Below are 13,720 nucleotides of genomic sequence, written 5' to 3' on the forward strand. Positions count from 1 at the left end.
GTGTGTTGTTTGGCCACCCTCAGTCAGGCGGTGCCTGACAGCTCCCGCCGGCGGGAGCCGTGTGCGTGCGTGTGTCGTTCCGGTCACCGCATCCACACGTCGGTGCGGGCGCGCAGACCATTGGCGAGCCCCCTGCCGCCCATCAGCACGATGTTGAACGCCAGCCACAGCATCGCGGTACGGGCAAGATCGTTCGGCACCGCGGGAACGATCAGCGCGACCACGGCGATCAGGGCGGCGATGTAGATCACGGCGGATGCGGTGCAGGTGGCGGCCAGATACCGGAAGTCGCGTGCGCCGATCAGAATGCCGTCCAACGCCATCATCCACCCCTGCAGCGGGAAAAACAGGCCCATCGTCACCATGCCCACCGCGGTGAGCAGCTGGATTACGGGACTGGGGGAGAAGAACCGTCCGGCGAACAGGCCGACCACGGCGAACGCAAGACCCAGCACCACGCCCACCGTCACTCCGGCCCGTGCCGTATCGCGGGTGAGACGGCGGGCACGCTCATGGTCGTTCGCGCCCAACGCCGTGCCGACCAGCGTTTGCCCGGCGATGCCGACCGAATCGAGCACGTTCGTGGCGAAGTTCCACGACGAGTTCACCGCCTGGAATCCGGCGAGCACATGCGTGCCCATGCGGGCCGCGCTCGCCACCGTCATCACCATGGCCGCGCGGATCGCCAGCGTGCGGATGAACAGCGGCAGACCGTCGCCTCCCGCGGCTGCGATGCCGGCCGGCTGCGGTCGGAGGCTTACGCCGTCGGCCCTCGACCACAGTATTGCGGGGATGACCAGGAACAGGCCCATGAACCATTGGGCGATCATCGTCGCCGTGCCGGAGCCGGTGATGCCCCAGCCGAATACGAGAACGAACAGCACTTCCAGCACGGTGTTGAGCGCGGCTCCGCTGACCGCCGCGACCAGCGTGATGCGCACTTTCTGCAATCCGCGGAAGATGCCGTTGGCCGCGTAGACGAGCAGCATGCCGGGCGCGCCCAGCACCACCGCGCGGGTGTATCGCACGGCTTGGTCGAGCACCGCACCCTCGCCGCCGAGCATACGGCACAGCGGTTCCGCGCCGATGAACAGCACGACGCTCAGCATGACGCCGATCAGCAGTGCCAGCCACAGGCCGTCGATGCCGGCCTGCAGGCCTTCGCGGCGTTTCCCGGCTCCCAGCAGATGCGACACCTGCGCGGTGGTGGAGTAGGCGAGGAAGATGCACAGGCCCACGGCGGTGAGGATGATCGTCGAGCCGATCGACAGGCCGGCCAGCGCGGTGTCGCCGATATGTCCGACGATCGCCGTGTCGATCAGGATGAACGTTGGTTCGGCGATCAGCTGGCCGAAGGTCGGGATGGCCAGTGCGGCGATCTGCTTGGCGGTGGAGCTACGTCCGGTGGAGTGGCGGTTGGCGGTGGAATGGTTGGCGGTGGTGTCGCTGCGGTTGGCGTTTTGGTGTTCGTCGGTGCAGGGATTGTTGGTGTGGTGTTCGTTGGTGTGGTGTTCGTCGGTCATGCGGATTTCTTCTTGCCGAAATGCTGTCGTGCGGCTTCCCCGGTGATGCCGAGAGCCATGCCGATCTTATGCCAGGAAAGGCCCTTGTCGCGGCATTCCTGCACGGCGGTCTCGATGTCCTTCTCCAGTTCGGAGAGCGCGAACCGCAGCTGGTAGAGCTTCACGCGCGGATCGTACTTCGGACTCGTCGTCGGGTCTTCGGGGCCGGGCGGATCGTCCATGGACTCCAGGCGTGCTGCTTCTTCGTAAGCCCACTGTTCGAAGGCTTTATCGTCATCGAATATATTGCTGGTTTTCATTGCAATCCTGCCCTTCGCAGATATTTCGGCCGTGCTTTCATGGCGTGAATGATTATGGATTGTGCGGTGTTTTCGTTGATCACCACTCCTATCTCATACCAAGTCATGCCCGTTGTTCCGGGGCCGATGAAGATGTATGTGGGAGGTTCTCGCTCATCATCGATATGCACCGGACCGTGTGCAAAATGCCATGCATGAAGAATGTCGGCTCTGGATACATGGTGCTTGTACGCGGAGTGGAATATACGGATTCCGGACGGATCCTCTCGTATTCGCAAGTATACTTGCCAAGGAAACTTGCCGTCAAGCCGTATGAAGTGCTCGTCCATCTGGATGCCCCTTTCCGTGGTCCCGTGGCGCCCGGTGAGTGCCGCGACCGACTGACGGTGTTGACTGTCGGTGTTGTGGTTCGACGCTACGGGTGTACGGGGAAGGAATGCAATCGATGCGGGGAATGTGGTCGAACGTGGGGTTATCCACATTGGCATGTGCTGTGGCATGGTTCTGCTGCGCGATGCCATGGTGTGCCGCGTCTGTAGCCGTGAATCTTGAATCGAACATGTCAAATGTTCATTTCGAGGAAGAATATTGATATACCCGACGATGGTGATATCGTCAACTCGGTGATGTACGAGATCGTGGTTGTCCCCAAGTTTTCCACTAAGTTATCCCCAGCGTGTGGATAACTTAGTGGATTATCCACCGCAACACGCCTGAAATGTGGATAACTCCGAATTTTTATCCACAGACGGTGGATAACTATGCGCATGACTGGGGATAGGTGTGTACCGAGGTTACGTCAGGGTAAACGCAACATCCCCCTCCGTTCACGCATCGATACGTAGTTTGCACTGTGGAATTTACACTGTGGAATGTCCACAGTGGAATACGTGCTGTGGAATCCGTTGATCGCTGAGGTTGCGATGTGACATTATCGGCGAATGCGAAAACGGCGGGTACGGCGGGTGCGGCGAGCAATGGTGTGGGTATGATGCTCGTCCTCAGATGGCGGAGAGGGCTTGATTAGGCGGGAATGCGTGCCAGAATCTCACGCCGGAGGAGATGCTGGCCATCACACATCGAGTTGTGAGGCTTGATGTTGCGGACCGCCGTCTGGCTTTACGGAATTTCAGCGTTTTCGTTGCCTCGGATCGGTGTTTTTCGGAAGCAAAGCCTCACAACTCGCGTTTACAGGAACATAGCCATATAGAGAGGCATGACTTCGACTTTGTCTCCAGCCATCCCCATGTTCCCCGGAGAAAGCTTGATGCCGTGCTGCACGCCGTAGTTGTCGATCATCGAGCGCATCGATTTTGCCTGTCGGTTGGCGGATGATTTAACTTCCACGGCCGTGGCCATGCCCTGATACCGGATGAAGAAGTCCATCTCCAGTTTGGAGTTCCTTTCAAAATAGTACAGTCGCTTGCCGTTCTTGGCGAAGATGTCTCCCACGATATTTTCGTAGATGGCGCCTTTGTAGATGCCGAGATTGCCGTCGAGGATGTCCTTTTGCGAGCCGTCCTCAAGCATGGCCACAAGTAGTCCGGTATCACGCATGTACACCTTGAACTTGGTGTTGTCGGCGTTGCCTTCCAATGGCAGTTCCGGTATTTCCAGCCGATGACAGAAGTTGATGATCCCCGCGTCGTACAACCATTGCAGGCTTCCGCCGTATTTCCGGGCGTTGGAGCCCTTCTCAACTACCGAATAGGTGAATCGTTTGGAATCTCTGGCCAGCTGATTGGGAATGGAAAGGAAGCAGGCGCGGGCCTTCGCTTTTTCCGAATCCTTCGCGTATTTTGCGATGTCATCTTCGTAATCGGCAAGAATGTCGCGTTGCACCGCGAGCGCCTGAAGATAATCGTGGCTTTCCAAAAACTTCTGCACCACGGCGGGCATTCCTCCGATGACGATGTACTGACGCAGATATTCCATCATCTGGGCGTGGATGGATTCGTCGACTTTCGTGCGATTGTCGTAGAAGCTTTTTACGTATTGAATGACGGTTTCCGACACCCCGAGACCCCACAGGAATTCTTCGAAATCCAAGGAATGCAAGGTTAGGCGTTCAACGTATCCGACGGGGAACGACGACACTTCGCCGTAGTTGATGCCCAGTAGCGAGCCAGAGGCGATGACGTCGTAACGGCCGTCCATCGTCAGAAATTTCAGTGTGGTGCGAGCGTTGGGGCAACTTTGTATTTCATCGAGGAACAGAAGGGTTTTGCCGGGAACGAATGTACTGCCGGGTTTGGCCAGCATGATGCGTGCAGTGATGTGGTCTATGTCGTTGTCGCCGTTGAAGATGTCGCGGTATTTCGTTTGCTCTTCGAAATTCAGGCTTACGTAGTGATCATAGTGATCGTGGGCGAATTGATCGACGATGAAGGTCTTGCCGACCTGACGGGCACCTTGGATCAGCAGACTTTTATGGTTGGGGTTGTTTTTCCAGTCGAGTAGCGCCGATGAGATTTTTCGCTTTAGCACGGTGCTCCTTTCTCTGCATCTGTTGCCGCCTTACTGTCGCCAACTGTCAGCATACGCGAGTATGCATGAAACTCCCGGGACTTTTATGCATACACAACATATTCTTCACGGGACTTTTATGCATCAACGCATGAAACTGCCGGGACTTTTATGCAATCACAGTTTTTTCGCGTCGTCTGCCAGTGATTCCGAGGCTGCTGGTGTGATATTCGTTTGTGGGTATGCGCCGCTGATCGGTGAAACGGCTGACGTCGAATTACCATCGAGGGTATGCCCGAACAGTCTTTTGCCGGTGAGACCGGTAGCCCCAACGTGGGTCGTGACCCCATATTCGACCGCGTGCCGCCGCATGACGACGACGCCGAAATGGCCGTGCTTGGCGGCATGCTCATGAGCAAGGACGCGATCGGCGAAGTCTCGCAGATGATCGACGTCTCCGACTTCTACCAGCCGAAGCATCAGACCATCTACGAGGCCATCATCACGCTGTTCAGTGCCTCGCAGCCGGTGGACGCGGTGATCGTGGCCAACGAGCTGCTCAAGGACGGCAACCTCGACAAGGTGGGCGGCGCCGACTATCTGCACAGTCTCGTCGCCGCGGTGCCCACGGCCGCGAACGCCACGTACTACGCCGACATCGTGCACCAGCGGGCGATCCTGCGCAACGTGATCGCCGCGGGAACCAAGATCGCGCAAATGGGCTACTCCGCCGAAGGATCGCAGGCCGAAGACATCGTGAACCTCGCTCAGGCCGAGGTCTACGAGATGAGCGTGGGCAAGGTGCGTCAGGACTACGAGGCGATCGGCCCTGTGGTGGAGGAGACGCTGAACCAGCTCGACCAGCTGCAGAACGGTCTGATCCAGAAAGGCGTGCCCACCGGATTCCGTGACATCGACGACGTGACCCAGGGCCTCCAGCCCGGCCAGATGATCGTGGTCGCCGGCCGACCGGCCATGGGCAAGTCCACGCTGGGCATCGACTTCGCCCGGCATGCGGCCCTGCACGCGAACATGACCACCGTGGTGTTCTCGCTGGAGATGAGCAAGAACGAGCTCGCGCAGCGCATCATCGCCGCCGAGACCAACATTCCGCTCGGCGCTCTTCGTCGCGCCGACGAGATCACGCCGGAACGCTGGAACACGCTGAACAACTTCTGGGGCAAACTGCAGGACGCTCCGCTGTTCATCGACGATTCGCCGAACATGAGCCTGATGGAGATCCGCGCGAAATGCCGCCGACTCAAGCAGACCAACGATCTCAAGCTCGTGGTGATCGACTACCTACAGCTGATGAGCTCCGGCAAAGCCGTGGAATCCAGGCAGCAGGAGGTCTCCGAATTCTCCCGCGCCCTGAAGCTGCTCGCCAAGGAGCTTGAGGTGCCGGTGGTGGCGTTGAGCCAGCTGAACCGAGGCCCCGAAATGCGCAACGACAAGAAGCCGCAGCTTTCCGATCTGCGAGAATCCGGTTCGATCGAGCAGGACGCAGACGTGGTGTTCCTGGTGCACAGGCCCGACGTCTACGACAAAGAGGATCGTCCCGGCGAGGCGGACATCATCATGGCCAAGCACCGTAACGGCCCGACCGAAACCTTCAACCTGGCGTTCCTTGGCGCGAACTCGAAGTTCAAGGACATGCCGCAGGACTTCCAGCAGGGGGTATGAGATGACCGAGAAAACGACCCGCAACACCGGTCGCAACACCGACACCGCAATCCGCAAACCGTGGAACGCCTTCGCCACCCCGGCGATCGGCAAGGTCGTGCGCGGCGCGTCACGACTCCTCAAGCACGGCGGCAGCGCGTTCCCTGGCAAGGTGATCGAACAGCTCGACCCCACCTTCCTCGCCCGAACGCTCGCCCAGCTGCCGCTCGGCGTGGTGCTGGTCTCCGGCACCAACGGCAAGACCACCACCACCCGCATGGTCGCGTCGATGCTGCGGCATCTCGGCCTCAAGGTGTTTACCAACCCCACCGGATCGAACTTCACCCGCGGCGTGGTCTCCGCGCTGCTCACCGAGGTGTCCCTGGCCGGTCGGCTCGACGCCGACATCGCCGTGCTTGAACTCGACGAAGCGTACGCCGTCCACTTCGTAAGGCAGGCCAAACCCCGATACGCCCTGCTGCTCAACGTGATGCGCGACCAACTCGACCGTTTCGGCGAAATCGACAACACCGCCCGGCTGCTGAGTCATGTGGCCGAAACGACGACCGGCACCGTGGTCCTCAACCGGGAGGACCCGCGCATCGCCCGACTCGCCGACGTGACGCCGGCCGACACCGAGGTGCGCTACTTCGGCCTGTCCGATGATCTGCGCGGCTTCTTCCCCTCCGACGACGACATGCACGCCAAGGACATGCCCGACGACGATAAGCGCGATGCCGCTCTGTCTGCCGGTAAGGTACCGCCCGCCGGCGTTGCGCTCCCTGCCGACGTCGTGCTCCCTGCCGACGTCGTGCTCACCAAGGTCGGCGATCATCACGCCGAATTCCTGATGGACGGTCGCACCTACTCCACCGACGTGCGGCTCGAAGGCGTCTACAACCTGTTCAACGCCGCCGCCGCGCTCGCCGTCGTGCGCGTGGTGGTGGCCGATCTGGAATCCGAGAACGTCAAGGGCCGTGTCAACACCCGACTGTTCAAGCCCAGCGATGACGATCTGATCGCCGCGGTCTCCGAAGTCACGCCCGCATTCGGCCGCGGCGAATCCATCGACGTGAACGGCACCGACGTCGAACTGCTGCTCGTCAAGAATCCGATGGGATTCCGACTTTCCCTCACCTCGTTCGACCCGGCCGGTCACGACACGATGATCGTGATCAACGACGAATACGCAGACGGCCGCGACATGAGCTGGCTGTGGGACGTGGACTTCACCGGACTGCGCGGCACCGGCGTCGGCATGGTTTCCGGCGTGCGCGCGTGGGACATGGCGCTGCGCCTCGGATACGACGAAGTGCCGGTCGGCAAGGTGAACACCGACATCGACGCGGCCGTCGACGCCTTCCTCGGCGCGAATCCAGGCCGGCCGAAACGCATCTACTGCACGTACACCTCCATGCTCAAGGTGCGGGCGCATCTCGGGCGCATCGCCAAGGTGTTGGATGCCGGCGTCGGCAGGGAATAGCCGATAGGGGAGCCGGAACCGTAAGGAAACCGGAACCGTAGAGGGGCCGGGACAGTAGAGGACCGGGAACCGTAGAGGGCCGGGAACCGTAAGGAAAACAGGAATACCAGTGGAGGAATATAAGGAGTCCACGATGACGAACGCAACGAATGCCACGGTCGGCGCTACGGCCGGCACGATGACCACTGCGGAGACGATGACCGAGGCCGGCACGGCAGAGACGGTGACCGAGGCCGGCATGACGGCCGGCACGGCGACCGGCGCTACGGCTGGCACGGCGGCTTCGGGCGGATCCCGGCCGATCGACGTGATGAGCCTGTACCCGAAGGACATGAACATCTACGGCGATTCCGGCAACGTGCTCACCGTGCGCCGCCGGCTCGCCCTGTACGGCTACGAGTCGGTGATGCACTACTACAATCAGGGCGACGAATGGCCGGAACGGGTCGATCTGATCCTCGGCGGCGGCGGGCAGGACACCGGTCAGAAGAAGATCATCGACGACTTCTTCATGCGCGCCGATCTGATCCGTTCGCTGGCCGACGAAGGCGTGCCGATGCTGATGATCTGCGGCATGTACCAGCTGTTCGGCGAATACTTCGAAACCGTTGACGGCACGCGACTCGACGGCATCGGCGTGATCGGCGCGTACACGGTCGGGCAGGACGTGCGGATGATCGGCAATCTCGTGGAGCGGTCCGACGAGTTCGGCGACGTGATCGGCTACGAGAACCATTCCGGCCAGACCTTCCTGCGCGAGGGCGTTTCGCCACTCGGACGGGTGGAACACGACGGCCGCGGCAACAACGGCGAGGACCATACCGAAGGCGCGCGGGTGAACAACGTGATCGGCACGTACATGCACGGTTCGCTGCTGCCGAAGAACCCGAAGATCGCGGATTTCCTGATCCGCAAGGCGTGCGAGCGCCGATACGGCGCATTCGAGCCGCAGGTGACGGATTCGGCAAGGGGCGAGCTCGACCGGCTGGAACGGTTCGCCGTTGAAGCGCGAAGGGTGGCCGCCGCCCGACCGCGGTAGTTCGCTGCCGGAGCGATTGCGATAGGTTGCTGCCTGGTCGATTGCGCTGGTGTTCATCACAATGGGCTGCGATGTTCAATCGGCGTTGCGTTCCCCTGCGGTACAGTTGAAGACGATGGCGGAACGGTGTTCCGGAACGAATCCCGGTGCCAATCGAAGTCGCCGGGGGAAAGAAAGGTGTCATCATGGCTGAGTTCAACTTCAACAATCTGGGAGATGGACTGCGCACGATTTTCCTCGCCGGCGTGGGTGCGGTGGCCACCGGTGCGGAGAAGGGGCAGCAGATCGTCGATGAGCTGGTCAAGAAGGGCGAGATCAGCGTGGAACAGGGGAAGGTGCTGAACTCCGAGCTGAGCCGCAAGGCGCAGGGCGCGGCCAAGGGCGCGTTCTCCACGGCATCCGGTGTGGCCTCCGACGCGGCCGACAAGGCTCGCGAGGCGTTCACCGGCGTGCAGGAGGCGGCGCTGAAGGCCCGTCTCGCCGGCATGAGCAGCGAGGAGCGTGCGGCCTACGCGGCCAAGGTGCAGGAATTCGTCAATGAGGCGAACGCCGGCGCCGCCGCGGCCGACTCCGACAAGGAGACCGTGGACGCCGAAGTGGCGGACGACGCCCCGACCGGCGCCCCGGCAGCCGAGACTCCGGCCTCCGAAGCTCCGGCGGCCGAAACCAAGGACGCCGAGTAACGTTCCGCTGCCGAGCGGAACACCATGACCGAATACGAGTGATCGATAGTGCAGAACAGGACCGATAACCCCACGAAATCCGACGTGGAAACGGATGCCGATGCCGTGGACGGCCTGACCGACGAGCAGATGCTTGACCGGATCGTGGCCGAGGACGCCGGTCGACGGCATGAGCCCGGCGCCAAGCCATCCCATCTGCATGGCAGCGCCACCTCCGCGGCGGATTTCGCCACGTCCGCGTCCGCCGCTTCGGGAGCGTTCTCCGGAGACACGGTGGAACGCACCATCGGCCTGTTCGGCAGTAACGAACCCACGTTCGCCCAGAAGTACCATCTGACCCGCAAGGGCCGGTTCCACCGTCTGCGCGAAATCTTCGGCATCGCCCGGCAATTCGACATCTTCAAGGGCCTGACCCCCGTCAAAATGCGATTGATGTTCGAGGCGTTGGGTCCCACGTTCGTGAAGGTCGGGCAGAACCTCAGCCTCCGATCCGAAATCCTGCCGCAGGAGTTCTGCGACGAGCTGGCCAAACTCCGCGCCGACGCCGATCCGTTGCCATATGAGGCCGTGCTTGACACGCTGGCCCATGAATACGGGCGTCCGGTGGACGAAATCTTCTCCTCGATCGATCGTACCCCCCTCGGTTCCGCTTCGCTCGCGCAGGTGCATCGCGCGCGACTCGTCACCGGCGAGGACGTGGCCGTGAAGGTGCAGCGGCCCGGCGTGCGCGAGGTCATGGCCCAGGACATCGACATCATGCGCTCGGTGTGCGGATACGCCACCAGATTCGTGAAAACCGCGCAGATCGTGGATCTCAACGGCGTGATCGAAGAGCTGTGGGAAACCTTCCAATCCGAAACCGACTTCATGGTCGAAGCACGCAACCTACAGGATTTCAGGGAATTCGCCAAAAACTACAAGTACATGGACTGTCCCAAGCCCTACATCAGGCTGTGCACGCAGCATGTGGTGGTGATGGACTACGTGGACGGCATTTCGATCTCCCATCCGGAGCAGCTGGTCTCCGCCGGATACGATCTGGAGGAGATCGGCACCAAACTGGTGGACAACTACGCCTGCCAGATCCTCGACGAAGGTTTCTTCCACGCCGATCTGCATCCGGGCAACATCATGGTGCATGAAGGCAAGATCGTGATGCTCGATCTCGGCATGACCGGCCGGCTCTCGGCCCGCAACCGGGCGATCCTGCAGGACATCATCTTCGCCGTGGGACGTCAGGACTCCCCGGCGCTGGCCGAGGCGTTCCTGCGGTTCGCCGGTCCGGTGGACGTCAGCGCAGTCGACCATCCCGGTCTGCTCGCCGATCTCGATGCGATCGTACAGGACTTCGGCACGATCAACCTTTCCGACCTCAACATGGGCGAATTCCTCAACGCGCTGATCCAGCTCGCCCAAAAGCACAACGTGGAGCTGCCGGGCATCGTAACCACCGTCGGCCGTGGACTCGTCACCCTCGAAGGCGTGATCGACAAGTTCCTGCCCGACACCGACATGATCCAGATCATCACGAACCACATCGTCGCCTCCCGCGGCGTGCGATCCACCGTGAAATCCGAAGTCAAAACGCTCGGCATCGAAGGCAACAAGGCGCTGCACGGCACGCTGGGCGCGCTGGCCGAGGCGCGTACGGCCGCCCGTATGCTCACCCGCGGTCAGCTCAAGGTCAACATGGAAATGCTGGGCGCGGACGAGCCGATCCGCCAGCTCGGCTACATGGTCGACCGGCTGACCATGGCGCTGATCATCGCCGGACTGTTCGTCGGATCGTCGATCATCTACTACGCGGGCATGAAACCGGTGATCTTCGGCGTGCCGGTGATTGGCTTCATGGGATTCGTCACCGCCTTTGCCCTCGGTGTGTGGATCGTGATCGACATCATTCGCAAAGGCCGAACGAAACGGAAATAACGTAGGAGGCGAAAATACATGATTCAGGATCGCAATCATGCTGTGAACGGCGCGGAACCGAAACTTCCGCGGGCCGTGTTCTGGGATATGGACGGGACGCTGATCGATTCCGAACCGATCTGGCATGAGGCCGAGATCTGGTATGCCGAACGGCACGGAGGCGAATGGTCCGACGAAATGGGGTGGAAGATCACCGGCACCCCGGTTCCCAAGGTGGCGCAGATGATGATCAACCGCGGCACGAAGATGAACGTGGAGGAGCTCACCCAGGGGCTGATCGACTTCGTGGCGGCCCGTGAGATCGAGCGGATGCCGTGGATCCCGGGCGGCGTGGAACTGGTCAAGGCGTGCGCCGACGCCGGCATCCCCAACGTGCTGGTCACCGCGTCCCCGCGCAAAATGGCCGAAGCGCTGCTCGCGCAGGCACCGGAAGGCGCATTCGTCGGCTTTGTGTGCGGCGATGACGTGAAGGAGAAGAAACCGCATCCGGCACCGTATCTGGCCGCGGCGAAGGTGGTGGGCATCGATCCGCATTCCGAACCGATGAAGGAGTGCGTGGCCGTGGAGGATTCCGAAACCGGATTGCAGTCCGCCGTCGCTTCCGGCGCCACCACGATCGCGATCACCGGATACATGCGCTCGCAACCGAAGAACGGACCGCAGTTCGCGTCCATCAAGTACTACGAAGGCATGACCCCCGAAACGCTGGGTGATTTCGTGCGTCGTCGTCTTGGCGTCTGAGCCAGTCCGCCGTCTGTCTGCTGTCTGTCTGCTGTCTGTCTGCTGTCTGCCTGCCGCATGGCTACCGTCTTTCGTCCTTTCGCCATTGCTGAATGGGTGATCACTCTGAATGGGTGACAGTGCAAACGCTTGAGTTGTTCGCGCTATTTGCATACTGGCCGGTATTTGAGGTAAAAAGATGACTGGTTGCGCAAACTTGCGCAACCAAGGATGCCCACAGCCGCCGAATCAGGCGCGGCGAATCGAGGAAGGGGTGCGGTGTGGCGAGTCTGAAGGATGTGGCCGCTGCGGCCGGCGTTTCCGAATCCACGGTGTCACGAGCGCTTCGAGGCACCGGCCGGGTGAGCGAGAAAACCCGTGCCCGGGTGCAGGAAGTGGCCAATCGTCTGCACTTCACACTATCCCGCAGCGCCTCTTCGCTGGCCAGCGGCAAAACCATGCGCGTCACCATGGTGGTGACCGACTCCCTGAACACCTGGTTCAACGCGGCGGCGATGGAGGGGGCCTACGAGGTGCTGTCCGACGCCGGATACGATCTGGTTCCGCTGGTGGTGCGCAACCGTGACGATCTCACCCGGTTCTTCGACCGTCTGCCCGGAAACCGCAACTCCGACGGCGTGATCGTGGTGTCGATCATGCTCAACGACGATCAGGTCGGCGTGCTGGAGGAACTCACCATGCCATCGGTGGGACTCGACGCCCGTGCGATCGGCGGATACAGCGGCACCGTGCGCATCGACGACGCGGATTCCATGCGTCAGGCCGTACGCCTGCTGCACTCACTGGGGCATCGGCGTATCGGATTCGTGGAAATGCCCGACAATCCCGACTTCCTGTTCAGCGCCAAACTCCGTTCCGGAGCGTTCCGCGACGCGGCCCGGGATCTGGGGTACGACGACGATGCCTTGAACGTGTTCGAGGGGCGCGACGTCAGCCGGTTCCGCAGTTTTCAGGACGCGGTCTCCGAAACGGCCACGCGCATCATCTCCGAGGTCGAACGGCCGACCGCGCTGTGCGTGGAAACCGACGATTTCGCCATCGCTCTGATGTACGAGTTCCGCCGGATCGGACTGCGGGTTCCTGAGGATATCTCGCTGATCGGCTTCGACGATAATGATCGGTCTTCGATGGCCGAGCTGACCACGCTGCATCAGGATCCGGTGGCGATGGCCCGCATGGCCGCGGACAAGGTGCTGCTGTTGATGCGCGGCGAGCCGCTGGGGGAGCCGCATTCCATGCTGCGCACGAATCTGATCATGCGATCCACCACGGCGGTGCCGGAACAGCAATAGCCGGACGATCATGATCGTGCGGAAACCAACGGTAATCATCGGGAAACGCCGGTTGTTTATGGAAACCACTGGTAACAACCCGGATTCAATTTGTAAGTGCAACACTCGTCTCTGGGTGGCTTGTCTTTGACATTACCTTGCCGAGCTCGCGGTACCAAACCTCGTTGGGCGTTTCCCAGCCCAGGACCTTCAACGGGGTGTCGTTGATCTCGTCGACGATGGCCTGCAGGTCCGCATCCGACAGGTCGTCGAAGCTGGTCCCCTTGGGCAGGTAGCGCCGGATCCTGCCGTTGCGGTTCTCGTTCGTGCCCCGCTGCCACGAGGAGTACGGGTCCGCATAGTAGGTGAGCATGCCCAGCGCCTCGTCCACGAGCAGGTGGCAGGAGGACTCCGTGCCGTTGTCCCACGTGCGGTCGATGCGCGCGGGCGCGGGGATCCGGCTGTAGATGTCGTATTCGGCGCGCGCGGTCGCCAGCGCGCTCTTGTCGGGGATGAACCGGGCGAACAGCTTGCGGCTCTTGCGTTCGGCCTGCGTGTCGATGCACCGTTTCGACGGGGACGCGCCGACGACGGTGTCGGACTCGAAGTGACCGAACCCGCGGC

11 protein-coding genes are annotated in these 13,720 nt (G+C 61.4%); 7 read left to right on the forward strand and 4 right to left on the reverse strand.

The annotated features are described in order from the left end of the window. Window positions 1–83: 83 nt before the first annotated feature. From Uis1B_RS00125 to Uis1B_RS00140, 3 genes are all read right to left on the reverse strand, one after another. Window positions 84–1,523, reverse strand: coding sequence for an MATE family efflux transporter (locus Uis1B_RS00125; RefSeq protein WP_101614386.1), 1,440 nt, complete (start codon window positions 1,521–1,523; stop codon window positions 84–86). Beyond that, window positions 1,520–1,822 carry a hypothetical protein gene (locus Uis1B_RS00130; RefSeq protein WP_101614388.1) on the reverse strand — a complete coding sequence of 101 codons (303 nt, stop codon included), beginning with the start codon at window positions 1,820–1,822 and terminating at the stop codon, window positions 1,520–1,522. The genes Uis1B_RS00125 and Uis1B_RS00130 overlap by 4 nt, the downstream gene beginning before the upstream one ends. A 1,188-nt stretch (window positions 1,823–3,010) precedes the next feature. Then, window positions 3,011–4,309 carry an ATP-binding protein gene (locus tag Uis1B_RS00140; protein WP_101614390.1) on the reverse strand — a complete coding sequence of 433 codons (1,299 nt, stop codon included), beginning with the start codon at window positions 4,307–4,309 and terminating at the stop codon, window positions 3,011–3,013. A gap of 270 nt (window positions 4,310–4,579) precedes the next feature. Between Uis1B_RS00140 and dnaB the strand changes: the two genes are divergently transcribed. The 7 genes from dnaB to Uis1B_RS00175 all read left to right on the forward strand — a co-directional run bounded on the left by dnaB (window position 4,580) and on the right by Uis1B_RS00175 (window position 13,117). Further along, complete coding sequence (gene dnaB, locus Uis1B_RS00145) at window positions 4,580–5,971, forward strand: replicative DNA helicase (protein ID WP_101614392.1); 1,392 nt, start codon at window positions 4,580–4,582, stop codon at window positions 5,969–5,971. A 1-nt stretch (window position 5,972) separates the two neighbouring features. Then, a complete protein-coding gene (locus Uis1B_RS00150; protein WP_101614394.1) occupies window positions 5,973–7,433 on the forward strand; it encodes a Mur ligase family protein in 1,461 nt (486 codons plus the stop codon). A gap of 310 nt (window positions 7,434–7,743) precedes the next feature. Then, window positions 7,744–8,472, forward strand: a complete 729-nt coding sequence (locus tag Uis1B_RS00155) for a type 1 glutamine amidotransferase (protein WP_243390179.1) — start codon at window positions 7,744–7,746, stop codon at window positions 8,470–8,472. Between the two features lie 185 nt (window positions 8,473–8,657). Then, window positions 8,658–9,155, forward strand: a complete 498-nt coding sequence (locus Uis1B_RS00160) for a phasin family protein (protein ID WP_101614396.1) — start codon at window positions 8,658–8,660, stop codon at window positions 9,153–9,155. A gap of 129 nt (window positions 9,156–9,284) precedes the next feature. Continuing rightward, window positions 9,285–11,084 (forward strand): ABC1 kinase family protein, encoded by a 1,800-nt coding sequence (locus Uis1B_RS00165; protein ID WP_101614411.1) that lies wholly within the window; start codon window positions 9,285–9,287, stop codon window positions 11,082–11,084. Between the two features lie 18 nt (window positions 11,085–11,102). Further along, window positions 11,103–11,825 (forward strand): HAD family hydrolase, encoded by a 723-nt coding sequence (locus Uis1B_RS00170; RefSeq protein WP_101614398.1) that lies wholly within the window; start codon window positions 11,103–11,105, stop codon window positions 11,823–11,825. A 260-nt stretch (window positions 11,826–12,085) separates the two neighbouring features. Further along, a complete protein-coding gene (locus Uis1B_RS00175) occupies window positions 12,086–13,117 on the forward strand; it encodes a LacI family DNA-binding transcriptional regulator (protein WP_101614400.1) in 1,032 nt (343 codons plus the stop codon). 85 nt (window positions 13,118–13,202) lie between these two features. Here the strand turns inward: Uis1B_RS00175 and Uis1B_RS00180 are convergent. After that, window positions 13,203–13,720, reverse strand: a 518-nt coding sequence (locus Uis1B_RS00180) for an IS30 family transposase (protein ID WP_133124772.1), incomplete at its 5' end; no start/stop codon positions are given.

It is taken from the genome of Bifidobacterium margollesii, from assembly GCF_002860355.1.
GTDB classification, from domain to species: domain Bacteria; phylum Actinomycetota; class Actinomycetes; order Actinomycetales; family Bifidobacteriaceae; genus Galliscardovia; species Galliscardovia margollesii.

Excerpts from the sequence above, each read along its gene's own strand:
- Uis1B_RS00165 (WP_101614411.1), top strand. The coding sequence starts at position 9,285 with ATGCTTGACCGGATCGTGGCCGAGGACGCCGGTCGACGGCATGAGCCC.
- Uis1B_RS00155 (WP_243390179.1), top strand. The coding sequence starts at position 7,744 with ATGAGCCTGTACCCGAAGGACATGAACATCTACGGCGATTCCGGCAAC.
- Uis1B_RS00170 (WP_101614398.1), top strand. The coding sequence starts at position 11,103 with ATGATTCAGGATCGCAATCATGCTGTGAACGGCGCGGAACCGAAACTT.
- Uis1B_RS00160 (WP_101614396.1), top strand. The coding sequence starts at position 8,658 with ATGGCTGAGTTCAACTTCAACAATCTGGGAGATGGACTGCGCACGATT.
- Uis1B_RS00130 (WP_101614388.1), bottom strand. The coding sequence starts at position 1,822 with ATGAAAACCAGCAATATATTCGATGACGATAAAGCCTTCGAACAGTGG.
- Uis1B_RS00125 (WP_101614386.1), bottom strand. The coding sequence starts at position 1,523 with ATGACCGACGAACACCACACCAACGAACACCACACCAACAATCCCTGC.
- dnaB (WP_101614392.1), top strand. The coding sequence starts at position 4,580 with ATGCCCGAACAGTCTTTTGCCGGTGAGACCGGTAGCCCCAACGTGGGT.
- Uis1B_RS00150 (WP_101614394.1), top strand. The coding sequence starts at position 5,973 with ATGACCGAGAAAACGACCCGCAACACCGGTCGCAACACCGACACCGCA.